Source organism: Streptomyces sp. NPDC014891 (genome assembly GCF_043081085.1).
Taxonomy (GTDB): Bacteria; Actinomycetota; Actinomycetes; order Streptomycetales; family Streptomycetaceae; genus Streptomyces.
This window is the reverse complement of record NZ_JBIBWF010000004.1, coordinates 582,283-599,947: the sequence shown is the minus strand read 5'-3', so window position 1 is coordinate 599,947 and position 17,665 is coordinate 582,283. Positions and strand designations below refer to the sequence as shown.

14 protein-coding genes and 1 riboswitch are annotated in these 17,665 nt (G+C 73.0%); of the genes, 6 read left to right on the top strand and 8 right to left on the bottom strand.

Annotation, left to right across the window (positions count from 1 at the left end; translation table 11 throughout):
- Nucleotides 1–147: 147 nt before the first annotated feature.
- The 4 genes from cobF to aceA form a co-directional block, all read right to left on the bottom strand.
- Complete coding sequence (cobF, locus tag ACF09E_RS14575; RefSeq protein WP_392205502.1) at nt 148–939, bottom strand: precorrin-6A synthase (deacetylating); 792 nt, start codon at nt 937–939, stop codon at nt 148–150.
- A 205-nt stretch (nt 940–1,144) separates the two neighbouring features.
- Nucleotides 1,145–2,038 (bottom strand): 3-hydroxybutyryl-CoA dehydrogenase, encoded by an 894-nt coding sequence (locus ACF09E_RS14570; RefSeq protein WP_392205501.1) that lies wholly within the window; start codon nt 2,036–2,038, stop codon nt 1,145–1,147.
- The gene (gene aceB, locus ACF09E_RS14565) at nt 2,035–3,633 is read right to left on the bottom strand and encodes a malate synthase A (RefSeq protein WP_392205500.1); all 1,599 of its coding nucleotides are present in this window, start codon (nt 3,631–3,633) and stop codon (nt 2,035–2,037) included. Before aceB ends, ACF09E_RS14570 begins: the two co-directional genes overlap by 4 nt.
- 90 nt (nt 3,634–3,723) lie before the next feature.
- Nucleotides 3,724–5,004: an isocitrate lyase gene (aceA, locus tag ACF09E_RS14560; RefSeq protein WP_392205499.1), complete on the bottom strand. Its 1,281-nt coding sequence runs from the start codon at nt 5,002–5,004 to the stop codon at nt 3,724–3,726.
- Between the two features lie 380 nt (nt 5,005–5,384).
- Between aceA and ACF09E_RS14555 the strand changes: the two genes are divergently transcribed.
- Nucleotides 5,385–6,791 (top strand): short-chain fatty acyl-CoA regulator family protein, encoded by a 1,407-nt coding sequence (locus ACF09E_RS14555; RefSeq protein ID WP_392205498.1) that lies wholly within the window; start codon nt 5,385–5,387, stop codon nt 6,789–6,791.
- 8 nt (nt 6,792–6,799) lie between these two features.
- On the opposite strand, the gene ACF09E_RS14550 is transcribed toward ACF09E_RS14555, so the two are convergent.
- On the bottom strand, nt 6,800–6,940 hold the full coding sequence (locus tag ACF09E_RS14550; RefSeq protein ID WP_392205497.1) for a hypothetical protein: 141 nt from the start codon (nt 6,938–6,940) through the stop codon (nt 6,800–6,802).
- A 74-nt stretch (nt 6,941–7,014) separates the two neighbouring features.
- A riboswitch (cobalamin riboswitch) is annotated at nt 7,015–7,195 on the top strand.
- 230 nt (nt 7,196–7,425) lie between these two features.
- Here ACF09E_RS14550 and ACF09E_RS14545 point away from each other — a divergent pair.
- From ACF09E_RS14545 to ACF09E_RS14525, 5 genes are read left to right on the top strand one after another with little or no spacing between them, the layout of a single operon-like run.
- The gene (locus ACF09E_RS14545) at nt 7,426–8,925 is read left to right on the top strand and encodes a CoA-acylating methylmalonate-semialdehyde dehydrogenase (RefSeq protein WP_392205496.1); all 1,500 of its coding nucleotides are present in this window, start codon (nt 7,426–7,428) and stop codon (nt 8,923–8,925) included.
- Complete coding sequence (locus ACF09E_RS14540; RefSeq protein ID WP_392205495.1) at nt 8,922–10,073, top strand: acyl-CoA dehydrogenase family protein; 1,152 nt, start codon at nt 8,922–8,924, stop codon at nt 10,071–10,073. Before ACF09E_RS14545 ends, ACF09E_RS14540 begins: the two co-directional genes overlap by 4 nt.
- A complete protein-coding gene (locus ACF09E_RS14535) occupies nt 10,070–11,137 on the top strand; it encodes an enoyl-CoA hydratase/isomerase family protein (RefSeq protein ID WP_392205494.1) in 1,068 nt (355 codons plus the stop codon). The genes ACF09E_RS14540 and ACF09E_RS14535 overlap by 4 nt, the downstream gene beginning before the upstream one ends.
- A complete protein-coding gene (mmsB, locus tag ACF09E_RS14530; RefSeq protein WP_392205493.1) occupies nt 11,134–12,054 on the top strand; it encodes a 3-hydroxyisobutyrate dehydrogenase in 921 nt (306 codons plus the stop codon). Before ACF09E_RS14535 ends, mmsB begins: the two co-directional genes overlap by 4 nt.
- Entirely contained in the window at nt 12,051–12,836 is a 786-nt protein-coding gene (locus ACF09E_RS14525; protein WP_392205492.1) for an enoyl-CoA hydratase, read from the top strand. The genes mmsB and ACF09E_RS14525 overlap by 4 nt, the downstream gene beginning before the upstream one ends.
- Before the next feature lie 61 nt (nt 12,837–12,897).
- Here the strand turns inward: ACF09E_RS14525 and folP are convergent, their stop codons facing one another.
- From folP to metE, 3 genes are all read right to left on the bottom strand, one after another.
- On the bottom strand, nt 12,898–13,695 hold the full coding sequence (gene folP / locus ACF09E_RS14520; protein ID WP_392205491.1) for a dihydropteroate synthase: 798 nt from the start codon (nt 13,693–13,695) through the stop codon (nt 12,898–12,900).
- 68 nt (nt 13,696–13,763) lie between these two features.
- A complete protein-coding gene (locus ACF09E_RS14515) occupies nt 13,764–15,191 on the bottom strand; it encodes a malate synthase A (protein WP_392205490.1) in 1,428 nt (475 codons plus the stop codon).
- A gap of 115 nt (nt 15,192–15,306) precedes the next feature.
- A complete protein-coding gene (metE, locus tag ACF09E_RS14510; protein WP_392205489.1) occupies nt 15,307–17,631 on the bottom strand; it encodes a 5-methyltetrahydropteroyltriglutamate--homocysteine S-methyltransferase in 2,325 nt (774 codons plus the stop codon).
- Between the last annotated feature and the right edge of the window lie 34 nt (nt 17,632–17,665).

Genomic DNA, 17,665 nt, shown 5'->3' with positions numbered 1-17,665 from the left:
CCGGGTCGTGGGTGCCTCTGAGCCCCGCGAGAGTGCGGCAGGGAGAACGGAGAAGGAATGGCTGCCAGGAGCGAGCCCGAGACGACGGCGGACCCCGCCCGGGAGCAGTAGCGCGCGCCGCCGGCCTCTCCCCGAACGGCCGGGCGGTCAGCCGGCGGTGTCGTCGGGGCTGGTCCGGAGCAGGTAGGTGTCCATGATCCAGCCGTGCTCCGCCCGGGCCGCGGCCCGCGTCCTGCTGATGTCGTCGGCGACCTCGTCGAGCGGGCCGGAGATCAGGATCTCGTCCGGGGTGCCGAGGTAGGCACCCCAGTAGATCCACGTACCCCCGCCGGCGAACTGCCGGAACGACTCGTGGGCGTCCAGCATGACGACGATGTCCCCGTCGTCGTTGCCCACGGTCTCGGCCAGCCGCCGTCCGGGGGTGATGTGGATCGGGCGCCCCACCCGGTTGAGGCCGACGCGATGGTGTGCCGCGAGCGTGGACACGCTGCTGACGCCCGGGACGACGTCGCAGGTGAAGGCCACGTTCCCGCGTGCGGTGATCTCCTCCAGGACGGCCAGCGTGCTGTCGTACAGCGAGGGATCACCCCACACCAGGAACGCTCCGCGTTGCCCGGGAGCGAGCTCCTCGCGGATCAGCCGCTCGCAGACGTCGGCGCGCCGTCGCCGCCAGTCGTGGACGGCGTCGGTGTAGCCGCCCCGGGCGCCCTGTGCGCGGTCGCGCCACGGATCCTCGGCGTCGACCACGCGATGCCCGGGGGACGCGTGCTCGGTGAGCATGGCCCGTCGGAGGCCGGTGAGGGACGACTTCTCCTCCCCCTTCTCCAGGACGAAGAAGACGTCCGTCCTCCGCATCGCCTTCACGGCACCCAGCGTCAGCTGGTCCGGATCTCCGGACCCGATGCCGATCACCGCGATGTGCCTCGTACCGTCCCGCACTGCCGTTCCCTTCGACGTCACCGGTCCCCAGGTTACGGAGTGCCCGCGACGGCCGCCCGGGCGGTGGGCGCTCTGCGGGAGGGGACACGGGGGAGGGGACACGGGGGAGGGGACACGCGGGAGGGCGGGCGGCCTCCACGCCGCCCGCCCTCCCCGCGCGCGTGACACCGGGCCCTCACCCGGTGCCGCCGCGCCGCCCGGGTCCTCAGCCCGGGCTACCGGGTCTCTCCTCCCGGTCGTACGTGTGGAACCCGCGCCCCGCCTTCCGGCCGAGCAGCCCCGCCTCGACCATGCGCAGGAGCAGCGGCGGCGGGGCGTACAGGGGTTCCTTGAACTCGTCGTACAACGACGCGGCGATGGAGGCGACGGTGTCGAGTCCGATCAGGTCGGCGAGCCGGAGCGGGCCCATCGGGTGGGCGCAGCCGAGTTCCATGCCGCGGTCCACGTCCGTGGCGGTGGCGAAGCCCGACTCGGTCATCCGGATCGCGGCGAGCAGGTAGGGGACGAGGAGGGCGTTGACCACGAAGCCGGCCCGGTCGTGCGACCGGATGACGGTCTTGCCGAGCACGTCCGTGGCGAAGTCCGTCACGTCGGCGGTCACCTCGGCCGAGGTGTGCAGGGTGGTGACGACCTCGACGAGGGGGAGCACGGGGACGGGGTTGAAGAAGTGCAGCCCGACGACCCGGTCGGCCCGGCCGGTGGTCATGCCCAGGCGCATGACGGGCAGCGAGGAGGTGTTGGTGGCCAGGATGGCCGCCGGGTCCTCGACGATCTTGTCGAGGGCCGTGAACAACGAGGTCTTGACGTCGGCGTCCTCGGTGACGGCCTCGACGACGAGCTGCCGGTCGGCCAGGTCGGTGAGTTCCGCCGTGGTCGTGATCCGTGCGAGGGCGGCCTCGGCCGAGGGGCGGTCGAGCTTGCCCCGCTGGACGGCTCGTTCGAGGGAGACGGCGATGCGCTCGCGGGCGGCGTCGGCGGCGGGGCCGGTCGCTTCGCAGAGCAGCGTGTGGAGACCGGCGCGCGCACACACCTCGGCGATGCCGGCGCCCATCTGGCCGCCCCCGACGATCCCCACGCGGCGGATGTCGGCGGCACTCATGCCGTCGCCTCCGCGGTGGCGGTCCGGACGAGGTGCCGCGTGTAGGCCTCGGGGGTGAAGAACAGCGGCAGTTCCGGTGCGAGCGCGGTCTTCTCGAACAGGGCGCGGATCTCGTCGAGCGCGGCCCACGGGTACTCCGCGCCGAGCCGTGCCAGTTCCTCGTCGAGCACGAGGAGCACGTCCTCCCGGTCGGTGACCCGGTGCCGCAGCCACTGCCAGATCTGGACGCGCGCGATCTCGGCGGTGGCGGCGTCCTCCATCAGCCCGTCGATGGCGACGGCGCCCTGGCCGCGCAGCCAGGCGTCGAAGTAGCGCAGGGTCACGGCGATGTTGGTGCGCACCCCCTCGGCCGTGGGCGGGCCGCTGATCCGGCGCACGGAGAGCAGGTCCGCCGCCGTGGTCTCCACATCGTCACGGGTCCGGTGGATCTGCTCCGGAAGGTCGCCCAGGACGCCGTCGAAGACCTCCCGGCAGACGGGGACGAGGCCCGGGTGGGCGACCCAGGAGCCGTCGAAGCCGTCCTCGGCCTCCCGCTCCTTGTCGAGCCTGACCTTGGCGAGGGCCGCCTCGTTCGCCGCCGGGTCCTTGCTGGGGACCTGGGCGGCCATGCCGCCGATGGCGTGGGCGCCGCGCCGGTGGCAGGTCCGGACGAGGAGTTCGGTGTAGGCGCGCATGAACGGGGCGGTCATGGTGACCTTCGCCCGGTCGGGGAGCAGGAAGTCGGTGCGGTGGCCGAAGGTCTTGATCAGGCTGAAGAGGTAGTCCCAGCGGCCGGCGTTGAGGCCCGCGCTGTGCTCGCGCAGTTCGTGGAGGATCTCCTCCATCTGGAAGGCGGCGGTGATCGTCTCGATGAGGACGGTGGCGCGGATCGTGCCCCGCGGGATGCCGAGGAGCTCCTGGGCCAGGAGGAACACGTCGTTCCACAGCCGGGCCTCGTAGTGGTTCTCCAGCTTGGGGAGGTAGAAGTACGGGCCGTGGCCGGCGTCGATCTGCCGCTGGGCGCAGTGGAAGAAGTACAGGCCGAAGTCGACCAGCGAGGCCGGGACCGGGCGGCCGTCGAGCTCCAGGTGCGCCTCGTCGAGGTGCCAGCCGCGTGGGCGGACCATGATGGTGGCGGGCTTGTCGCCGAGGCGGTACTCCTTGCCCTCCGGCGTGGTGAAGTCGATGCGCCGCTCGATGGCGTCGAGCAGGACCAGCTGGCCGCCGACGACGTTGTCCCAGGTGGGTGCGGTGGCGTCCTCGAAGTCCGCCATCCACACGCGGGCCCCGGAGTTGAGCGCGTTCACGGCCATGCGGCGCTCGGGCGGTCCGGTGATCTCGACGCGGCGGTCGGTGAGGCCCGGCGCCGGAGCGGCCACCTTCCACCGCTGGTCGGCGCGGACGGCCGCGGTGGTGACGGGCAAGTCGAGCGGGGAGCCGGTCGCGAGCCGGATGGCCTGGCGGCGGCGCTCCTTGAGCAGCCACTGCCGGCGCTCGCCGAAGGCGGCGGCCAGCGTGCCGACGAAGTCGAGGGCGGCGGGGGTGAGGATCTCGTCGTGGCGGTCGCCGGAGGCGGCCAGGACACGGACCTGACGGGGCGGGGCGCTGGTGGTCATCGGACTCTCCTGAGCTGCGAGGGGAACGGGGGCGGGCGGAGACGGTCGCTCGCCCCCGTTCGGCCGGGACGCGAACTGTCCGGTTGGTGCCTAGTGGAACTGCTCTTCCTCGGTGGAGCCGCTCAGCGCGGTGGTCGAGGAGGCCGGGTTGACCGCGGTGGAGACCAGGTCGAAGTAGCCGGTGCCGACCTCGCGCTGGTGCTTGACGGCGGTGAATCCCTGGGCCTGCGCGGCGAACTCCCGCTCCTGGAGGTCGACGTAGGCGGTCATGCCGTGCTCGGCGTAGCCGCGGGCGAGGTCGAACATGCCGTGGTTGAGGGAGTGGAAGCCGGCCAGCGTGATGAACTGGAACTTGTAGCCCATGGCACCGAGCTCCCGCTGGAACTTGGCGATCTGGTCGTCGTCGAGGGCGGCCTTCCAGTTGAAGGACGGCGAGCAGTTGTACGCGAGCATCTGGTCCGGGTACTGCGCGTGGATCGCCTCGGCGAACTCGCGGGCCTGGGCGAGGTCCGGGGTGCCGGTCTCGACCCAGATGAGGTCGGCGTACGGGGCGTAGGCGAGGCCGCGGGCGATCACGGGGCCCATGCCGTTCTGGACGTGGTAGAAGCCCTCGGAGGTGCGCTCGCCGGTGACGAACGGCGCGTCGCGCTCGTCGATGTCGCTGGTGAGCAGGGTGGCGGCCAGCGCGTCGGTGCGGGCGATGACGAGGGTGGGGGTGTCCGCGATGTCGGCGGCGAGGCGGGCCGCGTTCAGGGTGCGGATGTGCTGCGAGGTGGGGACGAGGACCTTGCCGCCGAGGTGGCCGCACTTCTTCTCGGAGGCGAGCTGGTCCTCGTAGTGGATGCCGGCCGCGCCCGCCGCGATCATCGCCTTGGTCAGCTCGAAGGCGTTGAGGGGGCCGCCGAAGCCGGCTTCGGCGTCGGCGACGATCGGGGCCAGCCAGTCCGTGGTGTCCGTGCCGCCCTCGGCGGTGGCGATCTGGTCGGCGCGCAGCAGCGCGTTGTTGATCCGGCGGACGACCTGCGGGACGGAGTTGACCGGGTACAGGGACTGGTCGGGGTAGGTGTGCCCGGCCTGGTTGGCGTCGGCGGCCACCTGCCAGCCGGACAGGTAGATCGCCTGGAGGCCCGCGCGGACCTGCTGCACCGCCTGGCCGCCGGTCAGCGCGCCGAGGGCGTGCACGTAGTCCAGGTCGTGCAGCTGCCGCCACAGCCGCTCGGCGCCCCGGCGGGCGAGCGTGTGCTCCTCCCGGACGCTGCCGGAGAGCCGCACCACGTCCTCGGCGGAGTACGTGCGCTCGATGCCCTTCCAGCGGGGGTCCGTCGCCCAGCGCTCGGCCAGCTCCGCCGCCGTCGTCTTCGTGTCTGCCATGACCGTCACCGTCTCCTTGGGTCGTGCTCTTGCCAATGCCGCCATGTTCCTCTGCGGCCTGGCACTAAGTGTCTTCCTGAGGGGTGCGGCCCGCCGGCGCCCGGACGGGCGGAGATGAGCAATCTGTGCCGATCCGGGGTGCTGCCAGGCCGGGATTGTCGATGTCAGGGCGTGAACCGGGTCCCGATCTCGCCCTGGACCTTGTCGGGTCCGGCGGGCCGCACCTCAGACTCTGGCACTGGCACCCAGTGCCATCAAGCGTGGACGCATGCCAAGTTCTGCGAATCATTCCGCCGCGGTTTGCCAAGTTTGCGAAGGGTGCGAGCGTGCGCGCCTGGCATAGGCTGGCGCCCAGGTCCGGGACGAGCGGGAGGGCGACGGTGAGCAAGACGTACGCGGGGGCGCGACTGCGGCGACTGCGCGAGGACCGCGGCATGAGCCAGGCCGAGCTGGCGCGCACCCTGGCCATCTCGCCCAGCTACCTCAACCAGATGGAGCACGACGCCCGACCGCTCACCGTGCCGGTGCTGCTGCGTCTCACCGAGGCGTTCGGGGTCGATCCCGGCTTCTTCTCGGAGCGGGACACCGGCCGTCTCGTCGCGGACCTCCGTGAAGCACTGGCGGGGGAGCTCGCCGCGGCCCGGGTCTCCTCGTCCGACCTCGCCGAGCTGGCCTCGCGGAGTCCGGCGGTCGCCCATGTCCTGGTCGACCTGGGGCGGCGCAACCAGCGTCTCGCCGAGCGGATCGCCGACGCGGCGGACCTGCGGGGATCGGACCCCGAGCTGCCGCGCTCCCCGCACGAGGAGATCCGCGACTTCTTCTACCGCAGGCAGAACTACCTCCACGAGACCGACCTCGCGGCGGAGGCGCTCGCGGCGGAGATCGCCATCCGGCCCGGCGACATCATCAGCGCCCTGAGCGCCCGGCTCTCCGACCGGCACGGCGTCCGCTTCTCCACCGACACGGGGGACCGGCTGCACTCCTACGACGAGCGGACCCGGACCCTGCGGCTGTCCACCCGTCTCCGCCCCGGTCAGCGCGCCTTCCGCATGGCGACACAGCTGGCGCTCCTGGAATACGGAGACGGCCTGGACCGCCAGGCCGCCGAGGACTTCCCGCCGGGAGGTCCGGCCCACCGGCTGGCGCGGATCGGCATCGCCAACTACTTCGCCGCCGCGCTGATCCTCCCCTACGAGGCCTTCCACACGGCGGCCGAGGAGTTCCGGTACGACATCGAACGGCTCACCGACCGCTTCGGGCTCGGCTACGAGACGGTCTGCCACCGCCTCAGCACCCTGCAACGTCCCAGGCTGCGCGGTGTCCCCTTCTCGTTCGTCCGCGTCGACCGGGCGGGAAACATGTCCAAGCGGCAGTCCGCCACCGGGTTCCACTTCTCCCGGGCCGGCGGCACCTGCCCCCTGTGGAACGTGTACGAGGCCTTCGCCTCGCCCGGACGCATCCACGTCCAGATCGCCGCCATGCCCGACGGGCAGCGCCATCTGTGGACGGCCCGCGCCGTCACCCGGCACCGGGGCGGCTGGGGCGAGCCCGGGAAGACCTTCGCGATCGGCCTCGGCTGCGAGATCCGCCACGCGCACCGGCTCGTGTACTCGGACGGGCTCGACCTCGACAACGCGGCCGCCGCCACCCCGATCGGCATGGGCTGCCGCGTCTGCGAACGCCTCGACTGCCCCCAGCGCGCGGCACCGCCCCTCGGGCGCCCGCTCCTGATCGACCAGAACGCCAGCACCTTCGTCCCGTACCCCGTCGCCGACCCGTCGGCCTGAGCCGGGGATCAGAGCAGGGGGAACGCCTCGGCCGCCGACACCGGGTCTCCCGCCCCCACCCCGTGCAGGACGTGCGCCAGCACCTCCGCGCCGCGCACCACCCGGGGGCCCGGCCGGTTGAAGTAGGCGGGCCCGTCGAGGACCCACACCGCGCCCGTCGGCCGTCCGGATCGCGCCGCCGCGCCGCGGGCGGGGGTGGACTTACTAGGACGTCCAACTATATCTTCGTGACGAAGCCCGCGGTGCAGGGAAGCCGGTGTGAATCCGGCGCGGTCCCGCCACTGTGACCGGGGAGTGTGCTCTTCCAGCAGGTCAGGCCACTGACGGAAACCATCCGTCGGGAAGGCCGGAGAGCATGCGTTGATCCGGGAGTCAGGATACCGGCCGTGGGGTGTTCCGTGTTGTCCACGAGGATGGAGCAGACACGCATGGCACCGGTACGTGACCACGACCCTGGTGATCCGGCGGAGTACCCGAACCACGAGGCCCTGTCCCCGCGTTCGTGACTCGACGAAGGCGTCCCCGCCTTCCCCTGTCCCGCGGACGGACGCGCGTGCGCGCACCCCGATCGGTGCCGTCCTCGCCGTCCTCGCCGCGCCTTCCTCGGATCCGTACCTGACGAGAGCAGGCTTCGATGGTCCGCGAGCTCACCCATTTCATCGGCGGAAAGCACACCGCCGGCACGTCCGGTCTCTTCGCCGACGTGTACGACCCCAACACCGGCGCCGTCCAGGCCAGGGTGCCCCTGGCCGGACGCGCCGACACCGAGGCGGCGATCGCCGACGCCGAGACGGCCCAGCAGGAGTGGGGCCGGTGGAACCCGCAGCGCCGCGCGCGCGTCCTGCTGCGGTTCCTCCAGCTCGTCGAAGGCGAACGGGAATCCCTCGCCCGGCTGCTCTCCGCCGAACACGGCAAGACCGTCGCCGACGCCCACGGCGACCTGCAACGCGGTCTGGAAGTGGTCGAGTTCGCCGCCGGGATCCCCCATCTGCTCAAGGGGGAGTACACCGACAACGCCGGCACCGGCATCGACGTCCACTCGCTCCGCAGCCCGCTGGGCGTCGTCGCCGGCATCACCCCCTTCAACTTCCCGGCGATGATCCCGCTCTGGAAGGCGGCCCCCGCGCTGGCCTGCGGAAACGCGTTCATCCTCAAGCCGTCCGAGCGCGACCCCTCCGTACCGCTGCGGCTCGCCGAGCTGTTCCTGGAGGCCGGTCTCCCGCCCGGCGTGCTGAACGTCGTGAACGGCGGCAAGGAGGCCGTCGACACCCTCCTCGAAGACCCCCGCGTGCAGGCCCTGGGCTTCGTCGGGTCGACCCCGATCGCCGCGCACATCTATGCCACCGCCGCCGCCCACGGCAAGCGTGCCCAGTGCTTCGGCGGAGCCAAGAACCACATGATCGTGATGCCGGACGCGGACCTCGACCAGGCCGCCGAAGCCCTCATCGGGGCGGGCTACGGCTCCGCCGGCGAGCGCTGCATGGCGATCTCCGTCGCCGTCCCCGTCAGCGAGGAGACGGCCGACGCCCTGGTGGCGAAGCTGAAGGAGCGCATCGCCTCCCTGCGCATCGGGACCTCCGACGACCCCGACGCCGACTTCGGGCCCCTCGTCAGCCGGGACGCCCTGGAGCGGGTCGACCGCTACGTCGGGATCGGGGTCGAGGAGGGTGCGGAACTCGTCGTCGACGGACGGGGGTTCACCCTCCCCGGCCATGAGAACGGCTTCTTCGCCGGCGCCTCGCTCTTCGACCGCGTCACCCCGTCCATGCGGATCTACCAGGAGGAGATCTTCGGCCCGGTGCTGTGCGTCGCGCGGGCCGCCGACTACGAGAGCGCGCTCCGGCTGCCGAGCGAGCACGCGTACGGCAACGGCGTGGCGATCTTCACCCGGGACGGCGACACCGCCCGCGACTTCACCCGGCGTGTCAACACCGGCATGGTCGGCGTGAACGTCCCCATCCCGGTCCCTGTGGCCTACCACACCTTCGGCGGCTGGAAGCGCTCCGGCTTCGGCGACCTCAACCAGCACGGCCCCGACTCGATCCGCTTCTACACCCGCACCAAGACCGTGACCTCCCGCTGGCCCTCCGGGGTCAAGGAGGGCGCGAGCTTCACCATGCCGACGATGGGATGAGCGCCGTGACCACCCTCACCGAGGACCAACTGGCCCTCGCCGAAGTCACCCTGGACTTCGCCCAGGAACAGCTCGCCCCGTACGCGGTGGCCTGGGACCAGGACAAGCACTTCCCCGTCGACGTCATCCGCAGGGCCGCCGCGCTCGGCCTCGGAGGCGTCTACGTACGGGAGGAGCACGGCGGCAGCGGACTGGACCGGGCCGACGGCGTCCTCGTCTTCGAGACCCTGGCGACCGGCTGCCCCTCCATCGCCGGCTACCTCTCCATCCACAACATGGTCGCCTGGATGATCGACCGCTACGGCGACCCGGCCCAGCGGGCCCGGTGGCTCCCCGGCCTCTGCTCCGCCGAGACCCTGGGCAGCTACTGCCTCACCGAGCCGGGCGCCGGATCGGACGCCGCGGCCCTGCGCACCCGCGCCGAACCGGACGGCGACCACTACGTCCTCAGCGGAGTGAAACAGTTCATCTCCGGTGCCGGATCCTCCGACCTGTACATCGTGCTGGCCCGCACCGGGGGAGGCGGCCCCGGCGGGATCTCCGCCTTCGTCGTCGAACGCGGCGACCCGGGCGTCTCCTTCGGCGCGAACGAACGCAAGATGGGCTGGAACGCGCAGCCCACCCGGCAGGTCGTCCTCGACGGCGTGCGGATCCCCGCCGACCGGCGCCTCGGCGCCGAGGGCGACGGCTTCCGCATCGCCATGCACGGCCTCAACGGCGGCCGCCTCGGCATCGCCGCCTGCTCCCTCGGCGGCGCCCAGAGCGCCCTCGACCGCAGCCTCGCCCACCTCGCCGACCGCGAGGCCTTCGGCGCACGCCTGCTCGACGCCCAGGCCCTGCAGTTCCGCCTCGCCGACATGGCCACCGAACTCACCGCCGCCCGCGCCCTGGTACGGCAGGCCGCCGAGGCCCTCGACCGCGGGGACCCGCAGGCGGTGCAGCTCTGCGCCATGGCCAAACGGTTCGCCACCGACACCGGCTTCTCCGTCGCCGACCGCGCCCTCCAGCTACACGGCGGCTACGGCTACCTGAGCGAGTACGGGATCGAGAAGATCGTCCGGGACCTGCGGGTCCACCGGATCCTGGAAGGGACCAACGAGATCATGAACGTCATCGTCGCCCGCGGCCTGACGGAGAGTCTCCGATGACCGAGGACGTGCTCGTCCGCACCGAGGGCCGCACGGGCCGGCTGGTCCTCAACCGCCCCCGGGCGCTGAACGCCCTCACCCACCCCATGGTGCTGCGCATCGAGGAGGCGCTCACCGCCTGGCGGGACGATCCCGCCGTCGACGCGGTGGTGATCTCCGGCGCGGGGGAGCGCGGACTCTGCGCGGGCGGCGACATCCGGGCCATCCACGAGGACGCACGGGCGGGCGGCACGGCCTCCGCCGCCTTCTGGCGGGACGAGTACCGGCTCAACGCCCTCATCGCCCGCTACCCCAAGCCGTACGTCGCCCTCATGGACGGCATCGTGATGGGCGGCGGCGTCGGCCTCTCCGCCCACGGCTCGGTCCGCGTCGTCACCGAACGCTCCCGCGTCGCCATGCCCGAGACCGGCATCGGCTTCGTCCCCGACGTCGGCGGCACCTACCTCCTGGCCCTGGCGCCCGGCGAGCTCGGCACCCACCTCGCCCTCACGGGCGCGCCCGTCGGCGCCGCCGACGCCCTGCTGTGCGGGCTCGCCGACCACTTCGTACCGTCCGAACGACTCGACGGGCTGGGGGACGACCTGGCGCGAACCTCCGTGCGCGACGCGCTGGCCGAGCACGTCGCCCAGGCACCCCCCGGTGACCTGGCCGCCCACCGGCAGTGGATCGACCACTGCTACGCCGCGGGCACCGTCGAGGAGATCGTCGACCGCCTCGTCGCGAGCGGTGTACCGGCCGCCAAGGAGGCCGCCACCACCCTGTCCGCCAAGTCTCCGACCGCGCTCAAGGTGACCCTGACCTCGCTGCGCCGCGCCCGGGGCCTCGGACCGCTGGAGCGCGTCCTGGAACAGGAGTACCGCGTCTCGTGCGCGGCGCTGACCTCGCCCGACCTGGTCGAGGGCATCCGGGCCCAGGTCATCGACAAGGACCGCACCCCCCGCTGGTCCCCGCCCGCCCTCGCGGGCGTCACCGACGAGGACGTGGCCCGCTACTTCACCCCGCTGGGAGCCGACCGCGAGCTGCGGCTCACCTCTCCCCACCCGCTTCAGGAGGTGCCCTGGTGACCCCCGTCATCGGCTTCGTCGGCCTCGGCCACATGGGCGGCCCCATGGCCGCCAACCTCGCGGCCGCGGGCCACCGCGTCCTCGGCTTCGACCTCGCCCCCGAGGCCCTGGCGACCGCCGCCGCGGCCGGAGTGGAGACCGTCGGCTCGGCACGGGCGGCCGCCGCCGGGGCGGACGTCGTGATCACGATGCTGCCGACGGGCCGCCACGTCCTCGCCCTCTACCAGGAGGAGGGCCTCCTCGCGGCCGCCCGCCCCGGCACCCTGTTCATCGACTGCTCCACCATCGACGTCGCCGACGCCCGCGCCGCCCACGACGCCGCCACGGCCGCCGGCCACCGCGCCCTGGACGCCCCCGTGTCGGGCGGCGTCGTCGGAGCCGAGGCCGCCACCCTCACCTTCATGGCCGGAGGAGCGGAGGCCGAGTTCACCGAAGCCGAGCCACTGCTCGCGGCCATGGGGAAGCGCGCCGTGCACTGCGGCGGCGCGGGCGCCGGGCAGGCCGCGAAGATCTGCAACAACATGATCCTCGGCATCTCGATGATCGCGGTGAGCGAGGCCTTCGTCCTCGGCGAGAGCCTCGGCCTCTCCCACCAGGCGCTCTACGACGTCGCCTCCACCGCCTCCGGCCAGTGCTGGGCCCTCACCACCAACTGCCCCGTCCCCGGCCCCGTACCGGCGAGCCCCGCCAACCGCGACTACCGCCCCGGATTCGCCGCCCCGCTCATGGCCAAGGACCTGGGCCTCGCCGCGAACGCCCTGCGCGCCGGAGGCATCGACGCGGGGCTCGGCCTGCGAGCCGCCGAGATGTACACCGCGTTCGCGGAGGGGACGGGAGCGGCCCAGGACTTCTCCGGGATCGTCCACGTCCTGCGCGACACCGCAGCCGAAGCACCGAAGGGAACCACCACCGCATGACCGCCACCGACTACGAGACGATCACCGTCGAGCGGACGGGCGCCCGGACCGCCCTGCTCACCCTCAACCGGCCCAAGGCGCTCAACGCCCTGAACCTCCAGGTCATGGAGGAGGTCGTGGCGGCCACCCGGGCCCTCGACCGCGACCCGGACATCGGCTGCGTCGTGATCACCGGCTCCTCCAAGGCCTTCGCCGCCGGCGCGGACATCAAGGAGATGCAGCCCCAGGGGTACATGGACATGTACCTCACCGACTGGTTCACCGCCTGGGACCGGCTGGGCGAACTGCGCACCCCCACCGTCGCGGCCGTCTCCGGGTACGCCCTGGGCGGCGGCTGCGAGCTGGCCATGCTCTGCGACATCCTGCTGGCCTCCGACACCGCCGTCTTCGGCCAGCCCGAGATCAAGCTCGGCGTCATCCCCGGCATCGGCGGCTCCCAGCGCCTCACCCGCGCCGTCGGCAAGGCCAAGGCCATGGAACTCTGCCTGACGGGCCGGACGATGGACGCCATCGAGGCCGAACGGGCGGGCCTGGTCTCCCGGATCGTCCCGGCCGACGACCTCCTCTCCGAGGCCCTCGCGGTCGCCGAGACCGTGGCGGGGATGTCGAAGCCGGTCGCCATGATGGCCAAGGAGGCCGTCAACCGTGCGTTCGAGACCACGCTCGCCGAGGGCGTCCGTTTCGAACGGCGCCTGTTCCACGCGGTGTTCGCCACGGCCGACCAGAAGGAGGGCATGGCGGCCTTCGTCGACAAGCGGGCCCCGGACTTCACCCACCGCTGATCCGCCCCGGCCGCTTCCCCCCGCCCGGAGGGGAAGCGGCCGTCGGGTACCCGGCCGTCGGTCAGGACGCGGACACGAGAGCGTGCGCGACCCTGACCGCGTCCGCCGTGGCACGTACGTCGTGGACCCTGACGGCCCAGGCGCCTCGATGGGCGACGATCGCTGAGAGGGCGGCCGTCGCGGCATCCCGGTCCCGGGCACCGGGGGGTGTGCCGTCCGCGCCGGCCAGCACATGGCCCAGGAACCGCTTGCGGGAGCCGGCGACCAGCACGGGGCGGCCCAGCGCGCGGACCTCGGCCAGTCCCGCGACCAGCCGGAGGTCGTGCTCCGGCCGCTTGGCGAAGCCCAGCCCCGGATCGACGACCAGCCGCTCCGGAGGAATGCCCGCGGCCACCACGGCCTCGACCCGGGCCCCGAGTTCCGCCACGACCTCGCGCACCACGTCCCCGTACACCGCCCGGCGGTTCATGTCGTGGCTGAACCCCCGCCAGTGCATGACGACGAAGGGGACGCCGCCCGCCGCGACGGCGGGGACCATCCCGGGGTCCGCGAGACCCCCGCTGACGTCGTTGACGAGGACCGCCCCGGCGTCGATCGCCCGCGCCGCGACCGAGGCGCGCATGGTGTCGACGGACACGAGCGCCCCTTCGGCCACCAGGTCCCTGACCACCGGCACGACCCGCCGCAACTCCTCCTCCTCGTCGACCCGGGAGGCGCCGGGCCGGGTCGACTCGCCGCCGACGTCGACCAGGTCGGCGCCTTCCGCGACGAGGCCGAGACCGTGCTTCACCGCCGCCGCCGGGTCGTACCAGCGGCCGCCGTCGGAGAAGGAGTCGGGGGTCACGTTCACCACCCCCATCACGGCGCACCGGTCCCACCGGGGAAGGCCGGCGACCGTGCCCGCGCCCGTCCGGACGTGCCCCGGCGTCACGCCGAGCCCCCGGCGGCGCAGATCAGGCCACGCCGGTAGGTGTCCGGAGTCAGCAGGGGCGGCAGCGCGTCCTCCAGGAGGGTTCCTTCGAGGACCTCCCGGGCCGCGGCGACCGCGGCGCCGGGGTGTTCGCGGGCCATCGCGGCCGATTCCACGTCGATGAGGGCGCGGAGGTCGGTCGGCGAGACCAGGCGCTGTCGGCGCCACTGCCAGAGCCGGGCACGCGTGAGTTCGGCGGCCTGCCCGCCGGCGAGACGTCCGGGTGCGGTCGTTCCCCGGTCGCGCAGCCAGGTCTCGGTGTGGCGCAGGGCGAGGGCCACGGCCGACCGGAGCTGCTGCCTGGTGGGCGTCTGCGCCGGGCCCGTCCGGCCCGCGGCCAGCAGGTCGGCGGCGCGGACCGGCGTGTCCTCCGGGCCACGGGCGGTCGGGGGGAGGTCGCCGGTCGCGGGAGCGTTCCTGCGTCGGCACGTGCGGACGAGGAGTTCGGAGTACGCCCGTATGAAGGGTGCGGTGACCGCGTCCTCGGTGCTGTCCGGGAGCAGGAACGGGGTCCGGTGGCCGAACGTGCCGATCACGCTGACGAGGTAGTGCCAACGGTCCGCGGCGAGCCCGGAACCGTGCTCGCGCAGCTCGTAGAGGATCTCCTCCATCTCGAACGCGGCCGTGACCGTGTCGATGACGGCCGTGGCACGGACCGTCCCCCGTGGCATGCCGAGGAGGTCCTGGGCCAGCAGGAACACGTCGTTCCACAGACGTGCCTCGAACCGGTTCTCCAGCCCGGCGAGGTGCAGGCGGGGGCCGGAGCCGGCGCCGGTCAGGTGCCGGGCGCGGTGGAACACGTACAGGCCGAAGTCGACGAGGGAGGCGGAGACGGGACGGCCGTCGATCCGGAGGTTCTCCTCCTCCAGGTGCCAGCCGCGGGGGCGGACGGCGAGCGCGGGGACGCCGCCGCCGGCTCGTGGTTCCGGGCCGTGCGGTGCGCCGCTGCCGGCGGGGTGCGGGCAGGCGTCGGTCAGGGCCAGCTGGCCGGCGAGGACGTTCTCCCAGAGCGGTGAGGGGACCTCGGTGAAGTCGACGACCCGCGGATCGGCACCGGAGCCGTGGCTGTGCGCCGCCGTTCCGGCCTGCGGCGGCCCGGGGACGCTCGCCCGGTGCCGGTCGCCCGGGCCCGGTGCCTGCGGTGCAACCCTCCAGTGCGGATCGTCGCGGACGGCCGAGGTGGCGCGGGGGAAGTCCAGCGGGTGGCCCGAGGCGAGGCTGTCCGCGCGGTGGCGGCGCGCCGCGAGGAGGTCGCGGCGGCGGCGGGCGAACGCGGTGTCGAGCCGCGCCACGAAGTCAAGGGCCTCGGGGGTCAGGATCTCGCCGTGGCGGTCGCGCGGGGGGCCGACGACCTCGATGTGCCGCGTGGTCTGGTGGGTGGACATGCTGATGGAGGACCCTTCGTCACCCGGGATTCCTGATCGCCAGGCCGGGGCGCTGCAGTCTGGTCGTGGGCGCCCGGGCCGGACGTCGAGACGTCCGGCCCGGGTCCGCGGGGCGTCAGCCCTCGTCGGTGCTCAGCTCGGTCCTGACCTGGCGCGCGGCGGAGACGAGGTTGTCCAGGGAGGCCCGGGTCTCGGTCCAGCCGCGGGTCTTGAGTCCGCAGTCGGGGTTGACCCAGAGCCGCTCGGCCGGGATGGCCTCCAGGCCCTTGCGGAGCAGTGCGGCGGCCTCCTCGGCGCTGGGCACGCGGGGGGAGTGGATGTCCCAGACGCCCGGACCGGCCTCACGCGGGTAGCCGTGCTCGGCGAGTTCGCCGGCGACCTGCATGTGGGAGCGGGCGGCCTCCAGGCTGATGACGTCGGCGTCGAGGTCGTCGATGGCCTGGACGATGTCGCCGAACTCGGCGTAGCACATGTGGGTGTGGATCTGGGTGTCGGGCCGGACCCCGCTGGTGGAGAGCCGGAACGACTCGGTCGCCCAGTCGAGGTAGGCGGCGTGGTCCGCGGCGCGCAGCGGGAGGGTCTCCCGGAGCGCGGGCTCGTCGACCTGGATGACCGAGGTGCCCGCCGCCTCCAGGTCGTTCACCTCGTCGCGCAGGGCGAGCGCCACCTGCCGGGCCGTGTCGCCGAGCGGCTGGTCGTCGCGGACGAAGGACCAGGCGAGCATGGTGACGGGACCGGTCAGCATGCCCTTGACCGGCTTGCGGGTCTGCGCCTGCGCGTAGGTGGTCCAGCGCACCGTCATCGGCTCGGGGCGGGAGATGTCCCCGGCCAGGACCGGGGGCCGGACGTAGCGGGTGCCGTACGACTGCACCCAGCCGTGCTGCGTGGCGAAGTACCCGGTGAGCTGCTCGGCGAAGTACTGCACCATGTCGTTGCGCTCGGGCTCGCCGTGCACGAGCACGTCGACGCCGGTCTTCTCCTGGAAGGAGAGGACCTCGCGGATCTCGTCCTTGATGCGCTCCTCGTAGCCGGCCGTGTCGATGCGGCCGGCGCGCAGGTCCGCGCGGGCGACGCGGAGTTCGTCGGTCTGCGGGAAGGAGCCGATGGTGGTGGTCGGCAGCAGGGGCAGACCGAGGTGCGCGCGCTGGGCGGCGGTCCGTTCGGCGTACGGCTGGGAGCGGCGGCCGTCCGCGTCGGTGATGGCGGCGGTGCGGGCGCGCACGGCCGGGTCACGGGTGAGGGCGGAGTCGGCGCGGGAGGCCAGGTCGGCCCGGTTGGCCGCCAGTTCGGCGCTGATCGCGTCGGTGCCGTTCCCGAGGCCCTTGGCGAGGGTGACGACCTCGGCGGTCTTCTGCCGGGCGAAGGCGAGCCAGCGCCGGACCTGCGGGTCGATGTCGACCTCGGCAGCCGCGTCCAGCGGGACGTGCAGGAGGGAGCAGGACGCGGCCACGTCGACCCGGTCGGCGAGACCGAGCAGGGTGGCGAGCGTGGCCAGGGACTTCTGGTAGTCGTTGATCCAGATGTTGCGGCCGTTGACGACGCCCGCGACCAGGCGCTTGCCGGGCAGTCCGCCGACGCGGGCGAGGTCGTCGAGGTTGCCGGCGGCGCGCTCGGTGAAGTCGAGGGCGAGACCGTCCACCGGTGCCGAGGCCAGCACCTGGAGGGCGTCGCCGAGGCGGTCGAAGTAGGAGGCGACGAGCAGCTTGGGCCGGTCGGTGAGCGCGCCGAGGTCGCGGTAGGCGCGGGCGGCGGCGTTCAGGTCGGCCGGGGTGCGGTCCTGGACGAGGGCGGGCTCGTCCAGCTGGACCCATTCGGCGCCCGCCGCGCGCAGGTCGGCGAGGACCTCGGCGTAGACCGGGAGCAGCCGGTCGAGGAGGGTGAGCGGGTCGAAGTCCTCGGCCACGCCGGGTGCAGGCTTGGCGAGCAGCAGGTAGGTGACGGGTCCGACGAGGACCGGGCGGGCCGTCAGGCCGAGGGCGACGGCTTCCTTCAGCTCGGAGACCTGCTTCGCCGAGTCGGCGGTGAAGACGGTGTCGGGGCCGAGCTCGGGGACCAGGTAGTGGTAGTTGGTGTCGAACCACTTGGTCATCTCCAGGGGCGCGACGTCCTGGGTGCCGCGGGCCATGGCGAAGTAGCCGTCGAGCGCGTCCGCGTCGACGGCGGCGCGGTGGCGGGAGGGGACAGCGCCGACCATGACACTGGTGTCCAGAACGTGGTCGTAGTACGAGAAGTCACCGGTCGGCACCTCGTCGATGCCGGCGTCGGCCAGCTGCTGCCAGTAGGAGCGGCGCAGTTCGGCGGCGGTGGTCCGGAGGGCGTCGGCGGAGACCCGGCCCTTCCAGTAGCCCTCGATGGCCTTCTTCAGTTCACGGTTCCGACCCTGGCGGGGGTAGCCGTACACGGTGGCTCGTGCTGCCGCGGCTGCGGGCTTCGCTGTCACGGAACTCTCCTTCGCGAGATGTGTCCAGAGCCAT

Coding starts and splice junctions, on each gene's coding strand:
- aceB (WP_392205500.1), bottom strand. CDS start 3,633: ATGACCACCAGCGCCCCGCCCCGTCAGGTCCGTGTCCTGGCCGCCTCC.
- ACF09E_RS14570 (WP_392205501.1), bottom strand. CDS start 2,038: ATGAGTGCCGCCGACATCCGCCGCGTGGGGATCGTCGGGGGCGGCCAG.
- ACF09E_RS14540 (WP_392205495.1), top strand. CDS start 8,922: ATGAGCGCCGTGACCACCCTCACCGAGGACCAACTGGCCCTCGCCGAA.
- ACF09E_RS14545 (WP_392205496.1), top strand. CDS start 7,426: ATGGTCCGCGAGCTCACCCATTTCATCGGCGGAAAGCACACCGCCGGC.
- aceA (WP_392205499.1), bottom strand. CDS start 5,004: ATGGCAGACACGAAGACGACGGCGGCGGAGCTGGCCGAGCGCTGGGCG.
- ACF09E_RS14515 (WP_392205490.1), bottom strand. CDS start 15,191: ATGTCCACCCACCAGACCACGCGGCACATCGAGGTCGTCGGCCCCCCG.
- ACF09E_RS14525 (WP_392205492.1), top strand. CDS start 12,051: ATGACCGCCACCGACTACGAGACGATCACCGTCGAGCGGACGGGCGCC.
- folP (WP_392205491.1), bottom strand. CDS start 13,695: ATGGGGGTGGTGAACGTGACCCCCGACTCCTTCTCCGACGGCGGCCGC.
- ACF09E_RS14535 (WP_392205494.1), top strand. CDS start 10,070: ATGACCGAGGACGTGCTCGTCCGCACCGAGGGCCGCACGGGCCGGCTG.